The 20,321-nt window shown below is 70.8% G+C and carries 18 protein-coding genes; 9 read left to right on the top strand and 9 right to left on the bottom strand.

Features of this window, described 5'->3' with window-relative positions; translation table 11 throughout:
* The first annotated feature begins 6 nt into the window (after positions 1–6).
* The 3 genes from ACIBO8_RS26485 (at position 7) to ACIBO8_RS26475 (ending at position 5,904) form a co-directional block, all read left to right on the top strand.
* Positions 7–2,427, top strand: coding sequence for a glycosyl hydrolase 2 galactose-binding domain-containing protein (locus tag ACIBO8_RS26485; protein WP_396117996.1), 2,421 nt, complete (start codon positions 7–9; stop codon positions 2,425–2,427).
* Positions 2,424–4,913, top strand: coding sequence for a cellulase family glycosylhydrolase (locus tag ACIBO8_RS26480; RefSeq protein WP_396117995.1), 2,490 nt, complete (start codon positions 2,424–2,426; stop codon positions 4,911–4,913). The genes ACIBO8_RS26485 and ACIBO8_RS26480 overlap by 4 nt, the downstream gene beginning before the upstream one ends.
* A 118-nt stretch (positions 4,914–5,031) precedes the next feature.
* Positions 5,032–5,904, top strand: a complete 873-nt coding sequence (locus tag ACIBO8_RS26475; RefSeq protein ID WP_396117994.1) for an alpha/beta hydrolase — start codon at positions 5,032–5,034, stop codon at positions 5,902–5,904.
* A gap of 131 nt (positions 5,905–6,035) precedes the next feature.
* On the opposite strand, the gene ACIBO8_RS26470 is transcribed toward ACIBO8_RS26475, so the two are convergent.
* Complete coding sequence (locus ACIBO8_RS26470; protein ID WP_396117993.1) at positions 6,036–6,347, bottom strand: hypothetical protein; 312 nt, start codon at positions 6,345–6,347, stop codon at positions 6,036–6,038.
* Positions 6,348–6,747: 400 nt separating this feature from the next.
* Here ACIBO8_RS26470 and ACIBO8_RS26465 point away from each other — a divergent pair, with 400 nt between their 5' ends.
* A complete protein-coding gene (locus ACIBO8_RS26465; RefSeq protein ID WP_396117992.1) occupies positions 6,748–8,169 on the top strand; it encodes a glycosyl hydrolase in 1,422 nt (473 codons plus the stop codon).
* A gap of 31 nt (positions 8,170–8,200) precedes the next feature.
* Here ACIBO8_RS26465 and ACIBO8_RS26460 read toward each other — a convergent pair whose 3' ends face one another.
* Genes ACIBO8_RS26460 through ACIBO8_RS26435 form a run of 6 tightly spaced genes read right to left on the bottom strand, consistent with a single transcriptional unit; the run spans position 8,201 to position 14,951 of the window.
* A complete protein-coding gene (locus ACIBO8_RS26460) occupies positions 8,201–10,906 on the bottom strand; it encodes a fumarate reductase/succinate dehydrogenase flavoprotein subunit (RefSeq protein ID WP_396117991.1) in 2,706 nt (901 codons plus the stop codon).
* Positions 10,900–11,685: an ABC transporter ATP-binding protein gene (locus tag ACIBO8_RS26455; protein ID WP_396117990.1), complete on the bottom strand. Its 786-nt coding sequence runs from the start codon at positions 11,683–11,685 to the stop codon at positions 10,900–10,902. Before ACIBO8_RS26455 ends, ACIBO8_RS26460 begins: the two co-directional genes overlap by 7 nt.
* Positions 11,682–12,533: an ABC transporter permease gene (locus tag ACIBO8_RS26450; RefSeq protein ID WP_396117989.1), complete on the bottom strand. Its 852-nt coding sequence runs from the start codon at positions 12,531–12,533 to the stop codon at positions 11,682–11,684. The genes ACIBO8_RS26455 and ACIBO8_RS26450 overlap by 4 nt, the downstream gene beginning before the upstream one ends.
* Positions 12,530–13,933, bottom strand: a complete 1,404-nt coding sequence (locus ACIBO8_RS26445; RefSeq protein WP_396117988.1) for an ABC transporter substrate-binding protein — start codon at positions 13,931–13,933, stop codon at positions 12,530–12,532. Before ACIBO8_RS26445 ends, ACIBO8_RS26450 begins: the two co-directional genes overlap by 4 nt.
* 8 nt (positions 13,934–13,941) lie before the next feature.
* The gene (locus ACIBO8_RS26440; protein WP_396117987.1) at positions 13,942–14,169 is read right to left on the bottom strand and encodes a ferredoxin family protein; all 228 of its coding nucleotides are present in this window, start codon (positions 14,167–14,169) and stop codon (positions 13,942–13,944) included.
* 20 nt (positions 14,170–14,189) lie between these two features.
* Complete coding sequence (locus ACIBO8_RS26435) at positions 14,190–14,951, bottom strand: GntR family transcriptional regulator (RefSeq protein WP_396117986.1); 762 nt, start codon at positions 14,949–14,951, stop codon at positions 14,190–14,192.
* 247 nt (positions 14,952–15,198) lie between these two features.
* Here ACIBO8_RS26435 and ACIBO8_RS26430 point away from each other — a divergent pair, with 247 nt between their 5' ends.
* Positions 15,199–17,499, top strand: coding sequence for a glycosyl hydrolase family 18 protein (locus ACIBO8_RS26430; RefSeq protein ID WP_396117985.1), 2,301 nt, complete (start codon positions 15,199–15,201; stop codon positions 17,497–17,499).
* An 8-nt stretch (positions 17,500–17,507) separates the two neighbouring features.
* Here ACIBO8_RS26430 and ACIBO8_RS26425 read toward each other — a convergent pair whose 3' ends face one another.
* Entirely contained in the window at positions 17,508–17,963 is a 456-nt protein-coding gene (locus ACIBO8_RS26425) for a hypothetical protein (RefSeq protein ID WP_396117984.1), read from the bottom strand.
* 54 nt (positions 17,964–18,017) lie between these two features.
* Here ACIBO8_RS26425 and ACIBO8_RS26420 point away from each other — a divergent pair, with 54 nt between their 5' ends.
* Genes ACIBO8_RS26420 through ACIBO8_RS26410 form a run of 3 tightly spaced genes read left to right on the top strand, consistent with a single transcriptional unit; the run spans position 18,018 to position 19,392 of the window.
* A complete protein-coding gene (locus ACIBO8_RS26420) occupies positions 18,018–18,365 on the top strand; it encodes an ArsR/SmtB family transcription factor (protein ID WP_396117983.1) in 348 nt (115 codons plus the stop codon).
* Positions 18,362–18,802: an SRPBCC domain-containing protein gene (locus tag ACIBO8_RS26415; RefSeq protein ID WP_396117982.1), complete on the top strand. Its 441-nt coding sequence runs from the start codon at positions 18,362–18,364 to the stop codon at positions 18,800–18,802. Before ACIBO8_RS26420 ends, ACIBO8_RS26415 begins: the two co-directional genes overlap by 4 nt.
* Complete coding sequence (locus ACIBO8_RS26410; protein WP_396117981.1) at positions 18,799–19,392, top strand: maleylpyruvate isomerase family mycothiol-dependent enzyme; 594 nt, start codon at positions 18,799–18,801, stop codon at positions 19,390–19,392. The genes ACIBO8_RS26415 and ACIBO8_RS26410 overlap by 4 nt, the downstream gene beginning before the upstream one ends.
* Before the next feature lie 5 nt (positions 19,393–19,397).
* Here ACIBO8_RS26410 and ACIBO8_RS26405 read toward each other — a convergent pair whose 3' ends face one another.
* Positions 19,398–19,733 carry a hypothetical protein gene (locus ACIBO8_RS26405; RefSeq protein ID WP_396117980.1) on the bottom strand — a complete coding sequence of 112 codons (336 nt, stop codon included), beginning with the start codon at positions 19,731–19,733 and terminating at the stop codon, positions 19,398–19,400.
* Positions 19,734–19,835: 102 nt separating this feature from the next.
* Between ACIBO8_RS26405 and ACIBO8_RS26400 the strand changes: the two genes are divergently transcribed.
* Positions 19,836–20,288, top strand: coding sequence for a SitI3 family protein (locus ACIBO8_RS26400; RefSeq protein ID WP_396117979.1), 453 nt, complete (start codon positions 19,836–19,838; stop codon positions 20,286–20,288).
* Positions 20,289–20,321 lie beyond the last annotated feature (33 nt).

The following is a 20,321-nucleotide window of genomic DNA, read 5'->3' as shown; positions in this document are numbered from 1 at the left end:
GTCCGAATGCTGCAGGTGGAAGATCTCGGCGGCGCCTGGGAACTGCGGGCCGAGTCCGGCGGCATCACGCTTCCGGCGACCGTCCCGGGCTGCGTGCACACCGACCTGATGAACGGCGGCCGGCTCGAGGACCCGTTCCTCGACGACAACGAGGCCGCGGTCGCCTGGGTCGGGCGTACGGACTGGCGGTACAACCGCGACGTGGCCTGGAACGGCCCGGAGCACGAGCGGATCGACCTGGTCTTCGAGGGCCTCGACACGGTGGCGGCGATCGAGCTGGACGGCACCGCCCTCGACGCCACCCGCAACATGCACCGCAGCTACCGGTACGACGTCACGACGCTGCTGGACGGCACCCCACGCCCGCTCACGGTGCGCTTCACGTCGGCGTACACGGAGGCCGAACGCGTCCGTGACCTCGTCGGGCCGCGGCCCAACGCGTACCCGGAGCCCTTCAATTTCATCCGCAAGATGGCCTGCAGCTTCGGCTGGGACTGGGGACCGACGCTCGTCACCGCGGGCATCTGGCGGCCGGTCCGGCTCGAGGGCTGGAGCACGGCACGGCTGGCCGAGGTACGTCCGCTGGCGACCTACGACGGCACCGGCCGGCTGGACGTGACCGTCGGCGTGGAGCGCACCCGGGAGCGCGACCTGCACGCCCGCGTGCTGCTCGACGGCCGGGAGATCGCCGTCCTGCAGCTGCCGGCCGGCGCGACGCTCGCGCAAGCGGTCGTCGACGCGGGCGACGTGACCCCGTGGCAGCCGCGCGGGTACGGCGAACCGGCGCTGTACGACCTGACCGTCGAGCTGCTCGACGGCGGTCACGTCCTCGACCGGTGGCAGCGCCGCACCGGCTTCCGCACCGTGGAGATCGACCGTACCGATGGCGGATTCGTGTTCCACCTCAACGGGAAGCCCGTGTTCGTCCGGGGCGTCAACTGGATCCCGGACGACATCTTCCCGTCCCGGATGACCCGGGAACGTTACGAGCGGCGCCTGCGCGAGGCCGCCGACGCCGGCGTCAACCTGATCCGGGTCTGGGGCGGGGGCATCTACGAGGACCGTGCCTTCTACGAGGTCTGCGACGAGCTCGGGCTGATGGTCTGGCAGGACTTCCTGTTCGCCTGCGCCTGCTATCCCGAGGAGGAGCCGCTCGCCTCGGAGGTGGCCGCCGAGGCCCGGGAGAACGTCGTCCGGCTCGCCCCGCATCCCAGCCTGGTCACGTGGAACGGCAACAACGAGAACCTGTGGCTGCGCGAGCCGTGCGGCTGGCCGGAGCAGCCCGGCGGAGATCTGAGCTGGGGCGAGACGTACTACCTGCGGACGCTCCCGGCCATCGTCGCGGAGCTGGACCCGTCCCGGCCGTACCAGGCGGGCAGCCCGTGGTCGGGCAGCTGGGACCACCCGCCGAACGACCCGGACCACCAGACCTTCCACTCCTGGGACGTGTGGAACCGGCAGGACTACCTGCACTACCGCGACTCGGCACCGCGGTTCGTGGCGGAATTCGGCTGGCAGGCACCGCCGGCGTGGACCACGCTGCGGGACGCGGTCTCCGACGAACCGCTGCTGCCCGACTCGCCGGGCGTGCTGCACCACCAGAAGGCCGAGGACGGCAACGGCAAGCTGGCGCGCGGCCTGGCCCCGCACTTCGGCACGCCGGCGGACACCGAGGCCTGGCACTACCTGACCCAACTGAATCAGGTACGCGCGGTCCGCACCGGCATCGAGCACTGGCGTTCCCACTGGCCGCGCACGGCCGGCACGATCGTCTGGCAGCTCAACGACCTGTGGCCGGTCACCTCGTGGGCCGCGATCGACGGCGCGGGCCGGCACAAGCCGCTCTACTTCGCCCTGCGCGAGCTGTACGCCGACCGCGCACTCACCATCCAGCCGGGCGACGACGGCGGCCTGACGGTGGCGGTCCTCAACGACCACGCCGACGAGTGGACCGGAACCCTGCTCATCGAGCGGCAGGACACCGGCGGCGAGGTGCGGGCCACGGTGACCGGGCGGGTGTCCGTCGCCGCGCGGTCGGTGGCCCTGGTACCGGTGCCGGACGCCGTGGCCGGGTTCGGCGACCCGGCCGGCGAGCTGCTGGTCGCCCGGCTCGAGGAGGCCCGCGCGCTGTGGTTCGCGGTCGAGGACCGGGATTTCGCGTACGACGACCCGGGGCTCACCGTCGACGTCGAGGCCGTGGCGGGCGGGCTGGACGTCCGCGTGCAGGCGGTGGCCCTGGCCCGCGACGTCCTGCTTCAGCCGGACCGCATCCACCCGCGGGCGGTGACCGACCGGGGTTTCGTCACGCTCCTGGCGGGCGAGTCCACGGTGTACCACGTCCGCGCACCGATCGAGCTGGACGCCGGTCTGGTCAAGGCGCCCTGGGTGCTCACCGATCTTTCCTCGGTCCTCCGGAGGACACCATGAAGAACCTGATCCGCATGGCGGCCGTCGCCCTCACCGTCCTGACGACGGCGGTGGCCGCCCCGGCCCCGGCGAACGCCGGCGATCGCGGCTTCGTGACGCGGGACGGCTCCCACCTGAAGCTGGCGGGTCGCGACTTCCGCTTCGCCGGTACGAACATCTACTGGCTCGGGCTGGACGAGAACGTGGGCGGGGTGGACTACCCCACGTTCTTCCGCATCCGGGACGCCATCGACACCGCCAAGGCCATGGGGATGACGGTCATCCGCTCCCACATGCTGGTGTCCACGGGCAGTCCCAAGACGCTGCTGCCCTCGAAGGACGCCGGCTTCAACGACGCGGCGTTCCGGACCATCGACTACGCCGTCGCGTACGCCGGGAAGGCAGGCATCCACCTCGTCCTCCCGCTGACCGACAACTGGGCGTACTACCACGGCGGGCACGCCGACTTCACCGCACCGTACGGGTTGCCCGAGTCGGCCTTCTACACCGATCCGCGGGTCATCGCCGACTACCAGGCGTACGTCTGGCACATCATGCACCACGTCAACGGGCTGACCGGCAAGCGCTACGTCGACGACCCGGCCATCATGGCGTGGGAGCTCGGCAACGAGCTCGAGGGCATGACGCCCGGTTGGATCAACGCCAACGCGGCGGCCTTCTCCGCCTGGGCGCCGCGTCAGCTCATCGCCGCGGGCCGCCAGTTCGACATCGACCCCGACACCCTGGTGGCCCCCGACGTCGACATCGTGGACGTCCACTACTACCCGCCGACGACCCCGAAGGTGACGGCGGACGCCGCCACGGTCGCCGCGTCCGGCAAGGTCTACATCGCCGGCGAGTACGCCTCCACGGCCGCGAGCGGCTCGCTCCTCGACCCGCTGGTCGCGGACCGCAACGTCACCGGCATGCTGTCGTGGTCGCTGTTCGGGCACCACGACCGCTCGGGCTTCGTCCAGCACGACGACGGGTTCACCTTCCACTACCCGGGCGACGACGAGCGGATGATCGCGGCGAACCGGGCCCAGATCGCGTACGCGGAAGCCCTGGGCGGATCCGTCGCCACCCGCCCGGAAGGCACCCCGCTGATCACCGCGATCACCAAGCGCGGCGGGCTCAACGTGCTGCAGTGGCGGGGCGCCGCCTTCGCCGACGGCTACCGCGTGCAACGCGCGCGAACACCGCACGGACCCTGGCGGGCGGCACACGACGGCCTGCTCTCCGACAACGACACGCCCTGGACCGACCTCACCCCGCCCGGCACCACCTGGTACCGCGTCGTCCCCGTGAACGGCACACCATCGCCGCCTCTGTACGCCGGCGCCGCCGAATCGGTCCTCACGGACCCGCTCGAGACCTTCGGCATCGCCGACGGCCACTCCGGGGTGGACATCCGCCCCGGCCCCGGGTACGCCGTGGTCCGCCCCACCGGCCCGGGCCCGGCCTGGGTGAGCTGGCACAACCCCGGGACGCACCGGATCCGGTTCGACGTGCTCGCGGCCCGGCGCCCCGGCCTCACGCTGCAGGTCTCGGCCGACGGCACCGCCTGGCGCACGGTGGCGGCTCACGTCGATCGGCGGGGCCGCACCGGCTTCACGATCACCGCGACCACTCCCGCCGTCGACCACGTGCGCATGGTGTGGACCGCCGGAGACGCCGGCGTGTCCAGCGGCACGTTCTGGGCCGCGGATCCGGCACCGGTGACCCAGCCGCCCGCCGCGTTCGAGCCGGTGTCACCGGCGGCGGGAGCCACCGGCGTCATCGGTCCCCGGTCCTACTCCTGGAGCGCGGCCCCCGGCGCCGGCTACTACACCCTCACGGTCTCCCGCCGTCCGGACCTCACCGATCCGGTGATCAGCGCGACCGGGCTGGACACGACGACGTACACACCGGCCGAGGACCTCGATCCCGCAACGACGTGGTACTGGAACGTGCGAGCCACGAACGCCGCGGGCAGCACGGCCACACCGGTCGCGACCTTCACCACGCGGGCCCTGCCGACGGCGCCCGCGACGATCGACGACTTCGAGGGGTACGCCACCAGCGCCGCACTCGCCGAGGCGTACGTCCGCAACCCTGGCGGGGACGCCGTGACCCCCTCGCTGGTCGCGTCGCCCTCGGGCACCGGTCACGCCATGCAGCTGGACGTAACACCGGGAGCTGCGGGGTACGCGGGTGTCACCCGTACCTTCTCCCCGATCGACATCTGGGGTCAGCAGGGGATCTCGTTCCTGCTGGATCGATCGGGGAGCCGGGCGAGCGTGACGATCCAGTTCGTCGCGAGCGGCGCCTACTGGGAGCACACCCTCCCGGAGGGAACGCCGTCCGGGACCGTCCGGGTACCGTTCACGGCCTTCACCCAGCCGCCCTGGGCACCTACCGCCACCCTGGACCTGCAGCACGTCACGCAACTGTCGTTCTATCTGGGCGGCAGCGACGCGGGCCGGCTGATCGTCGACGACGTGGAGGCGTACCCGGTCCCCGGGTGACCGAACCGGCGGCCATGCCGCGCATAACCTTCGGATACCGGTTCGCGTGCTCGAGGTGTCCCGCGCGAGCGGCCGGGGGTTCACGCCGGACCGCGTGAGCCAGAGGTAGTGTCCGTCCATGCTTGTCGATGAGAGCCTCTCGGCGCTTCGTCAACTCGATTGGCGAATCACACCGGAGACCACGACCGCCCACCACGCGCTTCTCGCGCCGCTGCTCGGGATGAAGGAGTATCTGGCGCCAGTCGTGCACCGGGACCTGCCCTACGGCGCGGATGCCCGGCAGCGGCTCGACGTACACACCGCTCCAGACGCCGCTGACCGCCCAGTGCTGGTATTCGTCCACGGCGGTGGCTTCGTCGCGGGCGACAAGACCCTGCCCGGTTCACCGTTCTACGACCACATCGGCGGATGGGCCTCTCGTCACCAACTGGTCGCGGTCACGATGACGTACCGGCTGGCGCCTGAGCATCGATGGCCCGCGGGTGCGCAGGATGTCGCTGACGCGGTCGCCTGGATCCACGAACACATCGCGGAGCACGGCGGTGATCCGGACCGCATTGTCTTGATGGGACACTCGGCGGGCGGCGCGCATGTCGCCGGGTACCTCGCCGGACAAGCGGGCACCCCGATGACGGGTGTCGCCTCAGCGGTGCTGATGTCGGCCTTCTTCGATCCCGCACCGGTCCAGGACCAGCCGACGATCCGCGCATACTTCGGCGACGACTCTGATCGATATCGCCTTCAGTCGACCGTCACCGGCTTGGTCGAGTGCGAGTTGCCCCTGCTCATCGCGACGGCTGAACGGGATCTCCCTGCCTGTCACCGGCAGGCCACCACGCTCCTTGACGCCATGCTGACCGGTGAGCGGACCCACCCCCTCTTCATGACCATCCCGGACCACACACACCTGTCGGAGATCTACTCCTTGGGCTTGGATGAGGAGGCGTTCGGCGGAATACTGGCGCGGTTCGTAGGCCGCACATGTCGGTGAGGCGGTCGCGGCAGGCCATGAAGGCGCAGTCACCGCACCCCGGCTCTCGCCCACCATCGACGACTTCGCGCTGATCGCCATGCTGGGCCTGCTGGGCCGCAACAAGGCGCGTCGTCCGATGACCGGCCCGGCTACTGCCCAAAGGTGTACCGCAGGTTGGCGTTGATCAGCTCGTTGAGCCGCTTGCGCAGGTGTCCGAGCAGCGACGGATCGGGCATCGACTCCTCGACGAGCAGGGTCCATCGCAGGTCAGTGCCTGCTGCGCCGTCGGACGCCAGGTCGAATCGAACCCGGGCGTCCGGCCGCTTCTCCCACAGAGAGGACCAGACGACAAAATCCGGCTCGCTGGCCTCGACCAGGTTCGGCGACTGCTCATCGTCCAGGAGCAACAGCCATGGTCGAGCCGAATCCCGGCCGGGGTCGGTCAACACCTCGAAGATCACATGGGGTGGTGCTGGCTGATGGCGCTGCCGGCTGCCCGCTACAAGCATCCCTCATTCTAGGGCGCCCACGGTTCCATTCCGCTGGTTACCGAACATGAGCGGCGCCCTCCCCGGCCGCCATCCGCGCGCCTAGCGGGAACGATCGGGTCCACTTCTGCTCAGGGCGCCCGGCAAGGCGGCAGGCCCGGCACGAGCTCGTTCCTGGGCTGGATCCTGACCTCGATTGCCGAACAGGCCGCCAGCTGCACGCCGGCGCTGGCGAGTGCCACGGGCGTTGCACGGAGGCCGCTGGCCGTACGTCTTTGGCTTTGGATTAAATTATTAATCTAATGTTGACAGGTTCGTAGCGTAGAACGCATGCTGGGCCCGCCAAGACAATCCGTCCCCCACGGAGGTCCCGATGCGCATCCCCCGCCCCGCCTGGGCAGTCGGCGGAGCCGTGCTGCTGCTGACCGCCGGCATGGTCCACGCCGCCACGACCGCCGAGGCGTTCGCGGCCACCCCCAGGTCGACCGTGATCAACTATCTGCGGACCATCACCGGCACGTCGATCGTGTCCGGCCAGCACAACAAGGAGCCCGCCAGCAGCCCGGCGCAGTACACGCAGCAGGTACGCACCGCCACCGGACAGTTCCCGGGGCTGTGGGGCAGCGACATGATGTTCCGCGCGGAGGACGTCGCCAACCGGCAGCTCGTCATCAACGAGGCCAAGGCACAGTGGGCGGCCGGTTCCCTGGTGGCGCTCACCTGGCACGCCTGCTCGCCGACCGTCGGCGCCACCTGCGAGTTCGACGGCGGCGTGAAGACGCAGATCTCGAACGCGCAGTTCCAGGAGATCGTCACCGCGGGTACGAACCTCAACTCGGTCTGGCGCAGCCGGATGGCGGCGGTCGTGCCGTACCTGCGGCAGCTCAAGGACGCCGGGATACCGGTGCTGTGGCGGCCGTTCCACGAGATGAACGAGAGCTGGAACTGGTGGGGTGCCCGGCCCGGCGCGAACGGCGGCGCGAAGATCTACCAGCAGATGCGCGACTACTTCGACAGCCAGGGCCTCGACAACCTCATCTGGGTGTGGAACGTGCAGGACAACCCGGCCGGCGGCTGGGCGAACTACTACCCCGGCAGCTCGTACGTCGACGTGGTCACCCTCGACGCGTGGTACAAGAACTACCCGTCGGCCGCCGACTACCAGCAGATCCAGTCGATCGCGGCGGGCAAGCCGATCGCGATCGCCGAGATGGGCAAGATGCCGGACGCGGCCCTGCTGTCGGGCCAGCCGAAGTGGACGTACTTCATGATCTGGTCGGAGCAGCTGCTCGGCAACAACTCCACCGCGGAGATCCAGGCGACGTACAACAACCCGCGTGTGCTGAACCGGGGTGAGATCACCTTCGGTGGCGGCACCCCGCCGCCACCGCCCCCGGCGGGCGGCAGCGGCAAGATCCGCGCCGTCGCGAGCGGCAAGTGCGTCGACGTCGCGGCCGCCAATCCCGCGAACGGCACCGCGGTCCAGATCTACACCTGCGACGCCGGCGGGACGGCCCAACAGTGGACCGTCGGCACCGACGGCACGCTCCGGGCCCTCGGCAAGTGCCTGGACGTCGCCGCCGCGGGAACCGCCGACGGTACGAAGATCCAGATCTACGACTGCAACGGCAGCGGCGCCCAGCGGTTCACGTACGACGCCTCCACCCGGGACCTGGTGAACGCCGGGTCGGGCAAGTGCCTCGACGTCCGGGCGGAGGCGACGGCGAACTCGACGCCGCTGCAGCTCTGGACGTGCAACGGCAAGGCCAACCAGGACTTCACCCTGCCCGCCTGACCTGCTCGAACGGGCGCCGGCCGACCGCGGCTCAGCGGCCGGCCGGCGCCTTTTCGGGCGCCAGGGCCCGCCGGGCGTAGGCCCGCACGTCCGCGTCCGGGTCCGCGCCCGCGGCCCGCAGCACGGTGACCACGTCGGCGCGGTGGGACCATCCCGCCAGCGAGCGGACGGCCGCCCGCCGTACATCGAGGTTGGGATCCCGGGCCGCCTCCGACAGCGCCGGTACGGCGATCTCGGGCTCGGCCCCGCCGAGCGCCTTCGCGGCTCCCTCCCGCGCCTGCCATGCCGGATCGGTGAGCGCCGCGACCGCCGCGGCCGCCAGCTCTCCGTCGCAGCCGATCTGCCCGGCCGACTGCAGGGCCGCCGCACGCACGAGCGGATCGTCGTCATGGGCCAGCCGGTGCAGCACCACGGACCCGGCGGAGTCGCCCACGGTGCCGACGCCGTGCGCCACCGCGACCCGGATCTCCCTCGCCGGGTCGCTCGCCGCCGCCCCGAGCCCTGCCAGGTCGTCCAACCGGACCAGCCCGCGTACGGCCTGCAGGCGTACCGCCTGCTCGGGGTCGGCGGCGGCGGCACGGAAGTCGGCGGTCTCCCCGACGCCGGTGATCCGCTGGAGCTCGACGACGACCTGCCGGACCGCCGGATCCGTGCCGGAAACCGCCCGTCGCAACCGGTTCGCCAGTGCCACCGTGGCAGGCAGGACGTCCGCCATCTCCCGTAGCCCGGCAACGGCCGTGGCGCGAACCTCGGCGTGCTCGTCGGCGAGTGCGTCGACCAGGGCGTCGGCCACTCCCGCCGGGGCCACCTCGACCAAGGTCGCCACGGCCGTACGCCGGACATCGGGGTCGGCGTCGGTCAGATACGGCCGGAACGCACCCAGCGCGGGTTCCTGCTCGCCCAGGGCGAGCACGGCCACGATCCGGTCGGAGGCGGCCGCGCTGGTCCGTGCGACCGCGTGACCGCGCGATGCCCGATCTCCGGCCGCCGCGCCGAAATGACGCTCCTCCGCGACCACGCTCTCCGCGGGCCCGGCCGGCGGGCGGAAGTCGTCCACCGGCACCAGGTATTCGGCCACCGGGCGCTTGACGAACTCCATCTCGCCGTCGGGGCGGCGGCGCAGGTTCAGGTGGTACAGCCAGGTCTCGTCGTCACGCTCCGGGTGGTCGGTCCGGTCGTGATAGAGACCCCAGCGGCTTTCGGTACGCACCAACGACGCGCGCGCCGCCATCTCGGCGCAGTCCCGGATGAAGGTGACCTCGGCACAGCGCATCAACTCGTGCGGGGTGCGCGCACCCATGCCCGCGATCTCGCCGGCCATCCGCTGGAAGGTCTCGACCGCGATCTCCAGGTTCGCCGCCGACTTCGGGGGCGCGACGTAGTCGTTGACGAAGCGGCGCAGCTTGTATTCCACCTGTGGCTGCGGCGGGCCGTCGGGGTGCCGCAGCGGCCGGTAGACGAGTTCGTGCGCGGCGGCGATCTGGTCCTCGGGCAGCGGACCCGGGCCGGTCGTGTGCCCGGCGGCGTGGGTGCCGGCCAGGTCGCCGAAGACGAACGCCCCGATCATGTAGTTGTGCGGCACGCAGGCCAGGTCGCCCGCCGCGTACAGGCCGGGGACGGTGGTGGCGCCGTGCTCGTCGACCCACACCCCGGAGGCCGAGTGGCCGCCGCACAGCCCGATCTCGGAGATGTGCATCTCGACGTCGTGGGTGCGGTAGTCGTGACCCCGGCCGGCGTGGAAGGTGCCGCGGGTGGGCCGCTCGGTGCTGTGCAGGATGCCCTCGAGCTGACCGATGGTCTCCTCGGGCAGATGCGACAGCTTGAGATAGATGGGACCCCGGTCGGAATCGAGTTCCCGGGCGACCTCGGCCATCATCTGGCCCGACCAGTAGTCGCAGTCGACGAACCGGTCGCCGCGGTTGTTGACCTGGTAGCCGCCGAACGGGTTGGCCACGTACGCGCACGCGGGCCCGTTGTAGTCCTTGATCAGCGGGTTGATCTGGAAACACTCGATGCCGGAGAGTTCCGCGCCGGCGTGGTACGCCATCGCGTAGCCGTCGCCGGCGTTGGTGGGATTCTCGTACGTGCCGTACAGGTAGCCGCTGGCCGGCAGCCCGAGCCTGCCGCACGCGCCGGTCGCGAGCACCACCGCCCCGGCCGCCACCGTGACGAAGGCCCCGCTGCGGGTGTCGAAGCCCGCCACCCCGGCGGCGCGCCCGTCGCGGGTGAGCACCCGCACCGGCATCACCCGGTTCTCGATCTGGATCTTCTCGCGCATCTCGCGGCGGCGCAGGACGCGGTAGAGCACCTTCTTCACGTCGCGGCCCTCGGGCATCGGCAGCACGTAGCGGCCCGAGCGGTGCACCTGGCGGACCGCGTAGTCGCCGTACTCGTCCTTCTCGAACTTGACGCCGTACCGTTCGAGCCGTTGCACCATGTCGAAGCCGCGCGTGGCGGTCTGGTAAACCGTGCGCTGATCGACGATGCCGTCGTTGGCCCGGGTGATCTCCCGGACGTAGTCCTCCGGGGTCGCCTTGCCGGGGATCACGGCGTTGTTGACGCCGTCCATGCCCATCGCGAGGGCGCCGGAGTGCCGCACGTGGGCCTTCTCCAGCAGCAGCACCCGGGCTCCCTGCTCGGCGGCCGAGAGCGCCGCCATGGTGCCGGCGGTGCCGCCGCCGACGACGAGGACGTCGCAGGAAAGTTCCCGGCGATCGGTGGGCGAAGGGATCAGCACTGGCCGCTCCTGTCGTCGGCGCCGAGCGCGGCGAGCACGGCGGTACGGGCGGCCCGGACCACCGGGGTGCCGCGGGTGGCGAGGTCACGCGGTTGCGGTACGTCGACCAGCGTCTGCACGCCGTCCGGGCCGAGCACGGCGATCCGGTCACCGATGAAGAGCGCCTCGTCGACGTCGTGGGTGACGAACACGACGGTGGCCGGGGTGGTCCGCAGCACCTCGACGAGCAGGCGTTGCATGGCGGCGCGGGTCTGCGCGTCGAGCGCGCCGAACGGCTCGTCCATGAGGATCGCCCGCGGGCCGCCGGCGAGGGTGCGCGCGAGCTGCACCCGCTGGCGCATCCCGCCGGACAGGTGGGCCGGCAGGCGGTGCCCCTGCCCGGTGAGCCCGACCTGGGCGAGCCACGACTCGGCTCGCTGCCGCCGGTCGGCGCGGGGCACCTTCCGGATGGCCAGCGGCAGCTCGACGTTGCGCCGCGCCGTACGCCACGGCAGCAGCGCATCACCCTGGAACACCAGGGCGCGGTCGGGCGACGGGCCGGTGACCGGGGACCCGTCCGCCGAGATCACGCCGGCCGGTACGGGCAACAGCCCGGCGAGGGTCCGCAGCAGGGTGGACTTTCCGCACCCGGAAGCGCCGACCACCACGAGGATCTCCCCGGGGGCCACGTCGAGCGTCAGGTCGCGGACGACCGGCGCGCCCCCGTACCCGAGGGTGACTCCCTCGGCCCGCAGCCGCAGACCTGTCCGGATGGTCTCCGGAACGGCGGTGAGCGTCATCGCGCACCCCCCGACCGGCGGTCGGGCAGCCAGCGCGTGACCCGCCGTCCGATCAGCTCGACGGCCGCGGAGGTGCCCCAGCCGAGCACGCCGATGGTCACCATCCCGACCAGCACCGCCGGGTAGTCCACGATGGTGTACGCGTGCCAGGTGCGGTAGCCGACACCGAAGTCCCCGGAGATCATCTCGGCGGAGATCACGCAGATCCACGAGACCCCCATCCCGACGGACAGGCCGCCGAGCACGCCGGGCAGGGCGCCGGGCAGCACGACGCTCGAGAGGACGCGCCACCGTCCGCCGCCCATGGTGCGTACGGCGTCCTCCCACACGGTCGGCAGCGCGCGGACGGCGTGCCGCGTGCTGACCAGGATGGGGAAGAACGCGGCGGTGAACGTGATGAACACGATGCCCTCCTCGTTGCGGGGGAAGAGCAGGATCGCGACGGGCACCAGCGCGATCGCCGGAATGGGGCGGACCACCTCGAACAGCGGCTGGAGCAGGTCCGAGAGCAGCCAGGACCGGGCCACCGCGACGCCGGCGGCCACCCCGGCGACGGCCGCGAGGGTGAAGCCGGTCAGGATGCGGACCAGGCTCTGGGCGATGTCCTGGTAGTACACCGGGTCCTGCGCCACGTGGCCGAACTGCTGGGCGACCGCCAGCGGGGTGGGCAGCCGGTCGAACCGCAGCCACAGGGTTATGTCGGCGCTGGTCAGCCACTGCCACAGGAGAAGTGCGCCGGCCAGCGATCCGATCCGTACGGCCCAGCGCAGCGGTTCCGGCCGTCGTCGCCCGGGGCGCGACACCACTGCCACGGCTCGGGTGCGAGGCGCGGTGGACAGCGCCGTCATGCCGCCTTCACCGCCTCCGCGTACGGCACGACGGCGGCACCGGTGTGCGCCGAGACGTACCGCTGGGCGGCGGCAGCGCTGACGAACGGGTGGAAGGTGGCGCCGTCGCGGACCCAGACGCTCTTGTCGGCGAACCACCGGGTGCCCGTGCCGGCGTCCGGGACGTACGCGGACTTGATCTGCTCACCGGCGGCCTGGGCGGCCCGGACCGCCCGCAGCAGGCACCTCGGGTTCGCCGCCGGCTGAGTACGGCCGGACAGCCACAACTCCCCCGCGAGGGCCGGGTCGGTGACCGGGGTCTTGCAGACCGGGTCGGTACCGGCCAGCGCGGCCCTGTTCGCGGTGCCGGCGACGTCGGTGTCGTACGCGGTGCCGTAGACCCCACGCAGGTAGCTGTCGTCGATGAACGTGGAAAGGTCGATCTGCTGGAGCACGCCGATGGACTTCAGGAACGGCACGTCCTGCTGCAGGGCGGCGCGCAGCTGCGGTTTGAGGGTGAGGTCGAAGGTGGCGATGCCGTTGGCTCCGTTGTAGAGGTACACCACCTCCGGCGGCAGTCCGGTCGCCTGCGCCACGATCTCGGACGCCTTCAGCGGCTGGTCCCACAGGAACCTGGTGGCGTCCTGCTGCGCCTGGAGGAACGCCTCCACCACGTCACGGTTGGCGGTGGCGTACTTCTCCCGCACGACGGTGCCGTGCAGGGTCGGTACGCCCAGTTCCCCGCCGTCGTAGATGACGGTGGCGGCGCCCTGGTGCACCAGCAGCCCCGGCCAGGCGACGAACTGCGACAACGCGTCGACGTTGCCGGACTGCAGCGCGGAGGCGCCGATCGGCGGCTGCTGATTCTCGATCTTGACGTCCCGGTCCGGGTCGAGCCCGTTCTTGCGCAGCGCCTGGACGAGCAGTCCGTGCCCGGCCGAGCCGGAGCTCGCCGACACCACCTTGCCGCGCAGGTCGGTGAGGCTGTGGATGGGCGACTTCGGTGCCACCACTACGGTGTTCAACGCCCCGCGCAGGTTGTAGCCGGTGACGGCCACCATCTTCGTGCGCGTCTCGGCGGACTGCTGGCCGCGGGCCCCGTTGATCAGCAGCGGGTAGTCACCCATCGAGCCGATGTCGATCTTGCCGGCCATCATCTGCGCCGTGATCGGAGCGCCGGTGTCGTAGTCCTGCCACGTGACGGCGTACTTCTTGCCGGTGCGGCCGCCGAGCTCACCCAGGCGCTTCTCGAAGAAGCCCTGAGCCCGCAGCAGCGTGCCGGCGGTCACCGTGTTGATGGTCTTCGACTGGTATCCGACGACCACCTGTTCCGCGCCGGCGTCGGCGGCGTGACCGGCGACGGTGCAGCCACTCAGGCCGGCGACCAGCGCGATCAGCAGGGCGGTACGGCGTGCTCTCATAGGCGACCTCATCTGATCAGGAACGGCATGTTGACGGTCACGGCACCGGTGGGGCACCGGGCGGCGCAGGGCCCGCAGTACCAGCACTCGTCGACGTGCATGTAGGCCTTGCTCGTCTCCGGATCGATCGCGAGGGAGTCGAGCGGGCACATGTCGACGCACAGCGTGCAACCGTCGATGCAGAGGCTCTCGTCGATCGTCACCGGGACGTCGATGCGTTGGTTCACCAGGGCCATGGATGTCTCCCGTCGCGGGTTCAGTAGCCGATGACGCGGGCTGCCGGCGCACCGCGTTGCAGTTGGCCGTGCATGGCGAGACGGTCGCCGCGGAAGCGGATCCACTCCAGGTCGACCGGTCGCCCGTCGGCCAGGCGGGTCAGCCGCTCGACCATGAGGACGGCCGCCTGCTGCGGCAGTTCCAGCAACGCCGCCGTGTGCGGGTCGGCGTTGACCGCCTCGAAGGACATGTCCGCGACGCCGAGCGGCCGGCCGGCCACCCGCTCGATGAGCACGAAGATGTCCTGCCCGGCGAGATCGGCGGCGAGCAGCGGCTCCCCGATGTCCCGGGGCAGATACGTCAGATCCAGCGACATCGGTACGCCGTCGAGCCGGCGCAGCCGTTCCACGTAGACGACGAGCTGATCCTCGGGCAGGCCCAGGCGCTGCGCCACGAGGGCGGGTGGCCGGACGAGGGCGGCGGTCCGGACGTCGTTGGTGATCTGCCCCTGGCCGTGCAGGGTCTCATTCAGGCCCATCAGCCGGTGCAGGCCGTGCGCGTACTTCTCGGTGAGCACGGTCGTACCGACCCCGGGCGAACGCTCCACCAGACCCTCCGCCGCCAGCAGGGCCAGCGCCGCACGGACGGTGTTGCGCGAGACCTCGAAGTCGCGGCACAGCTGGGCCTCGCGGGGCAGCTGGCCCTGCGGGAAGGAACCGGCGAGCACCTGATGGCGCAGCACGTCGGCGACCTGGCGGGCCCGGTCGGCGCGCCGGCGCCGTGCCTGCTCCAGATTGCTCATGGCGACCCCCTCTCGTCGAGACGAACCCTACGAAACTCATAGGAGAAGGGGGAAGTCGGCAAGGTCTACGCCACCGAATCAATCCGCAGTAACGCGTTCGACCTGCACAAACGTCTGCGGTCTGCACCGTTGCGCCACCCCGGGTGTCCGCATGCTGGTACGCACCCCCTCTCGATAAATCGACGTTCTTGACTGAAGTGCAACCCCGGCGCAAACTTTTTGTAAACTTTGTTAAGGGAGCGCTCCGATGACCAGATTCGGGAACTCGCGCCTCGGCCTCGCCGCCCTGCTCCTCATCGGATGGTGGCTCGGACCCGCCGCGGCGGCACAGGCCGGGGTGACCGCGGGCCTCACCGCCGCCTTCTCGGCCACCGACTACGGCACCTACTACATGGACAAGTACGTCGTCAGCAATCCGACCAGCACCGCGATCACCGGTTGGACCCTGGAGTTCGACCTGCCCGCGGGAGTCACCATGGGCAGCCCGTACAACGGCGTCGTGACCCGCACCGGCGACCATGTCTCCGTCGTCAATGCGCACTACAACGGCACGGTGCCCCCCGGCGGCAGCACCGAGCCGTACAGCTTCTGGTTCATCGCGACCGGCTCGGACGCCGCGCCGCTCCACTGCCGGATCAACGGCAACAAGTGCGACGGCAGCGCCGACCGGGCACCGGAGGCACCGACCGGCCTGACCGTCGCGGGGCGTACGACCAGGACCGTCTCGCTGCGCTGGACCGCGGCCAGCCCGACGGACTTCCCCATCGCCGGCTACGACGTCTACCGCGGCACCACCCTCGCGGCGACGGTGACCGAGCCCGCCGCCACGATCGGCGAACTCACCCCGAACACCGCGTACACGTTCACCGTGCGGGCCAAGGACTCGCGCGGCAACGTCTCCCCCGCCTCGGCCGCAGTCAGCGCCACCACGCTGAACCCGGCCGACGACACCACCGCGCCGCCCGCACCCGGCGCGTTACGGGCCACCGCCAAGAGCGCGGTCAGCGTGACCCTCGCCTGGAACGCGGTCACGGACACCCACGGCATCGCGGCCTACGACGTCTACCGGGGCACGACCCTGGCCGCGTCGGTAACCGGGACGACCGCGACCGTCGGCGGGCTCACCCCGCTCACCGCGTACACGTTCACCGTGCGCGCCCGCGACGGCTACGACAACGCGTCGCCCCCGTCCGGCGGACTGACCGTCACCACCGACGACTCGGTCGGCGCCGGGAAGTACGCGAAGGTCGGCTACTTCGTGCAGTGGGGCATCTACGGCCGCCAGTACTTCGTCCGCAACCTCGACACGTCGGGAGCTGCGGCCCGGCTGACCCACCTCAACTACGCCTTCGCCAACCTCGATCCGGTCAACCTCACCTGCCTGCAGGGCGTCACCCGCGGCACCACCGCCAACCCGCAGGATCCCGACCAGGGCACCGGCGCCGGGGACGCGGACGCCGACTACGCCCGGCCGTTCAGCGCGGCGCAATCCGTCGACGGGGTTGCCGACACCGGCTGGGAGACGCTGCGGGGCAACTACAACCAGCTGCGCAAGCTCAAGGCCAAGTACCCGCAGCTCAAGGTGCTCATCTCGATCGGCGGGTGGACGTACTCGAAATTCTTCTCCGATGCGGCCGCCACCCCGGCCTCGCGCGAGAAGCTCGTCACGTCCTGCATCGACATGTATCTGCGCGGGAACCTGCCGGCGTACAACGGCGCCGGCGGACCGGGCAGTGCGGCGGGCATCTTCGACGGCATCGATCTCGACTGGGAGTGGCCGGGCGCCGAAGGCCACGCCGGCAACCACTGGGGCGCACAGGACAAGGCGAACAACACCGCGCTGCTGGCCGAGTTCCGCCGGCAGATGGACGCCCTCGGCGCGACCACCGGCAAGCGCTACCTGCTGACCGCGTTCACACCGGCGGACCCGGCGAAGATCGCCGCCGGCTGGGACATCACCCACGCCGACGGTACGCCCAGCGTCTTCGACTCCCTCGACTTCGCCAACGTCCAGGGCTACGACTTCCACGGCGCCGGCAGCGACAACTCCTGGGAGCCGAACCGCACCGGCCACCAGGGCAACCTCTATCGCGACGCGCAGGACCCGTACCCGTTCGAGTTCAGCGTGGAACGGGCCGTCCGCACGTACCTCGATGCCGGGGTCAATCCCCGCCAGGTCACCATCGGCTTCGCCTTCTACGGGCGCGGCTGGCAGGGCGTGGCGGCGGGACCGGCCGGTGCCAACGGTGAGTGGCAGACCGCCACGGGGGCGGCTCCCGGTCAGTTCCCCGAGGAGGCCGGGACTCGGGGGTACGCCAACCTCATCGCGAATGTGCCCGGGTGCACGGTCCAGCACGACACGCAGTCGGTGTCGACGTACTGCTACACCGGCGCCGGCGGCCAGTGGTGGACCTTCGACGACGCCTGGTCGATCGGGCAGAAGAGCACCTGGCTCAAACAGCAGAACCTGCTCGGCGCGATGGTCTGGGAAATGTCCGGCGACACCGCGGGCGGCACGCTGATGACGGCATTGCACAACGGCTTGTGAGCCACTGATCAGGCCGGCATCGCGGCGATGACGAACAGCACCCCGAGGATCAGGGCGGCGACCGCCAAGCGCTTCGAGACGCCGGGCAGCCGTTCACGCCACGGGATCGCATCCGATTGCGGCGGTGCCGGCCGATCGAGAGCCGCAGCAAGCACCATCGGCACGATCGCGGGCAGGAAGTAACAGCCTCCCACCATCAGCGCGAAGAACCCACTGACGGCGAGCAGCACGATCGACGTCCCGCACGCCGCGAGGAAGACGGTGCGACGGCGGAACGGCTGAGGGATGGCGGTGATCAGCGCGAAGAACGCGCCGAACCCCCAGCTGAACCACCGCAGGTCCGGATCCGCAGCGGAAAAGCTCAGGGCGACGACGACGCAATAGGCGGTCGCCGCCAGCGCCCACATGCGGGTGGCCGGCGCCACCCGCTCAATTTGAACGCGTTCAACCATGCTGCGGATCATAGCGACCCGTTCCTCTAGTTGACGCTTGATAAAGCACATGCTTGAGTAAGAGCCATGGGAACCACCGTCGAGGATCAACGGCTGGACGCCTTGTTCACGGCGCTCAGCGACCGGACCAGGCGAGACATCGTCGTGCGGCTCAGCGCCGGCGAGGCGACGGTCAAGGAACTGGCCGAGCGGTACGCCATGAGCATGCAGGCCGTGTCGCAGCACATCCAGGTGCTCGAGCGGTCCGGCCTGATAAGCCGCGGCCGCCACCGGCAGACGCGGCCGTGCCGGCTGGAACCGGCCGCCCTGGAGGTCGCGGGCTCGTGGATCGAGGAGAGCCGGCGTACGTGGTCCGAGCGGATGGACCGGCTGGAGTCGCATCTCGCCCGTCTGCAGGAGCGGGAGGATCGATGAGCGACGACGAACTCGTCTACCGGCGGGTCCTCCGGGCGCCGCGCGAGCTGGTGTGGCGGTGCCTCACCGAGCCCGCCGAACTGGCGCACTTCTGGGGGCCGCGCGGCATGGCGGCCCCCGCCGACGGCATCGTCGTCGAGCTGCGGGCCGGTGGCCGCTTCGAGACCCTGATGATCGGCGTGCACGGCAGCCATCGGATGGTGGCCACCTTCACCGAGGTCGTAGCGCCCGAGCGGATCGCGTGGGTCGAGGCGGCGAGCGGCATGCACACCACGAGCACGCTCGACGACCTCGGCGACGGCACCACCGCGGTCGTGATCCATCAGCGGCACGTACCGGAGGCCATGCGCCTTCCCGAGAACCGTGCCGGCTTCCTGACCTCCCTCGACAAGCTCGAGGACCACCTCGCTCGCCTCATGCAAGGAGACCGATCATGACCGACCCGCAGACCTGGGTGGCGCCGACGTTCGACGGGCTCGCCGAGCTCCTGGCAGCCGACGCCGACGCGTGGGACGCCCCGTCGCTCTGCGACAAGTGGTTGGTACGCCACGTCGTCGCCCACGTGACGATGCCGGCCCGGCTGACTCCCGAGCAGTTCGGAGCCGAGATGGCGGCGGCGCGCGGCGACTTCACCACGCTCTCCGAAACGGTGGCCGCCCGGGACGCTTCCCTGCCGGCCGCCGAGCTGCTCGACCAGCTCCGATCGCCCCGGCTGCACGCGTGGCAGCCGCCGGGAGGCGGCGCGGCCGGTGCGCTGACCCACGCCGTCATCCACTCCCTGGACGTGACGATCCCGCTCGACCGGCCGCCGGTCGCGCCGGCAGCGGCCCTGACCGCCGTCCTCGACCTGCTCACCGGCGCCAAGGGGGCCTGGTTCGGGCTGGATCTGACCGACGCCCGGCTCGAGGCCACCGACACCGGATGGAGCTGGGGCGACGGCCGGCTCCACCGCGCCGACAGCGGCTCACTGGTGGCACTGCTGGGTGGCCGTACGCTGCCCGACGGCCGCGTCCTGCCGAAGGGCTGACCCCGTCACGGCTCCCAGGCGACGAGCTGGTCGAGGACGCGCCGGTCCCCGTCCAGCTCCAGGAACTCCAGCGGGATCCGGCCGTAAAAGGCCAGGACCAGGTCATTCGCCGTACCCCGCGCGGAGGCGTCGGCGGGGCCGGCACCGGGCGCGGAGAGCCGGGCGACCCGCGCCCCGTCACCGGACAGCCGAAGGCGCCAGGAGCGGCCCTCGGTGGCGTGGTAGTCGACGACAGCGGGCTCGTGCGGCCACGCATCCGTCGTCGCGCAGCACGTGACCTGGAACTCCTCCACGCCGTCGAGCGCGACCGATACGAGATCGCCTTTGCCAGCGACGGCCAACCGCCGCTGAGCGCATCACCGGGATGCGCTCAGCGGCGGGACGACGCACGTTCCCAGCGTGTTGCTGACAAACACGAGCGAGGCCGAGGGACAGCCATGGCAATGGAGTACACCTACTACAGCGCGGCTGACCTGACGACCGACGAGCTGCGAACGGCGGTGACAGCCGCGCTGGATGGCTCCGCCACACCGGACGGCTCGATCATGCGGGAAGGCTTATCGGCTTCGGCGTATCACATCGATCCTGACGGGGAGGCCACTGCGCCACAGCGCTTCGGATTCGTCCATCGCGTGACATGCCTGTTCCGGTTCTCCTCGACCAGGCGTGAACTGGAAGAGCACAACACTGCGCTCATGGTCGGCGCCTTCCTCGAAATCGCAGACCGCACTGGCGCCGACAGCGTCCTGCTGTTCAACGGCGAGGAGGCCGTGCTCCAAAGCCGGGACGGCGAAGTCATCTTCTCGGCGGACTGGGAGGACTGGGAGATCCTGCCGGAGCTGTCGGCGCTCACAAGCGGACGCCGAGTCGCGCAGCTCGCACAGCCGCTGCTCTGATTCAATTTGTCCGGGAGGCGCCACGAATGAAGT

Source organism: Actinoplanes sp. NPDC049681 (assembly GCF_044465265.1).
Lineage (GTDB): Bacteria > Actinomycetota > Actinomycetes > Mycobacteriales > Micromonosporaceae > Actinoplanes.
The sequence above is the reverse complement of the archived record's forward strand: the minus strand, read 5'-3'. Positions and strand labels throughout refer to the sequence as shown.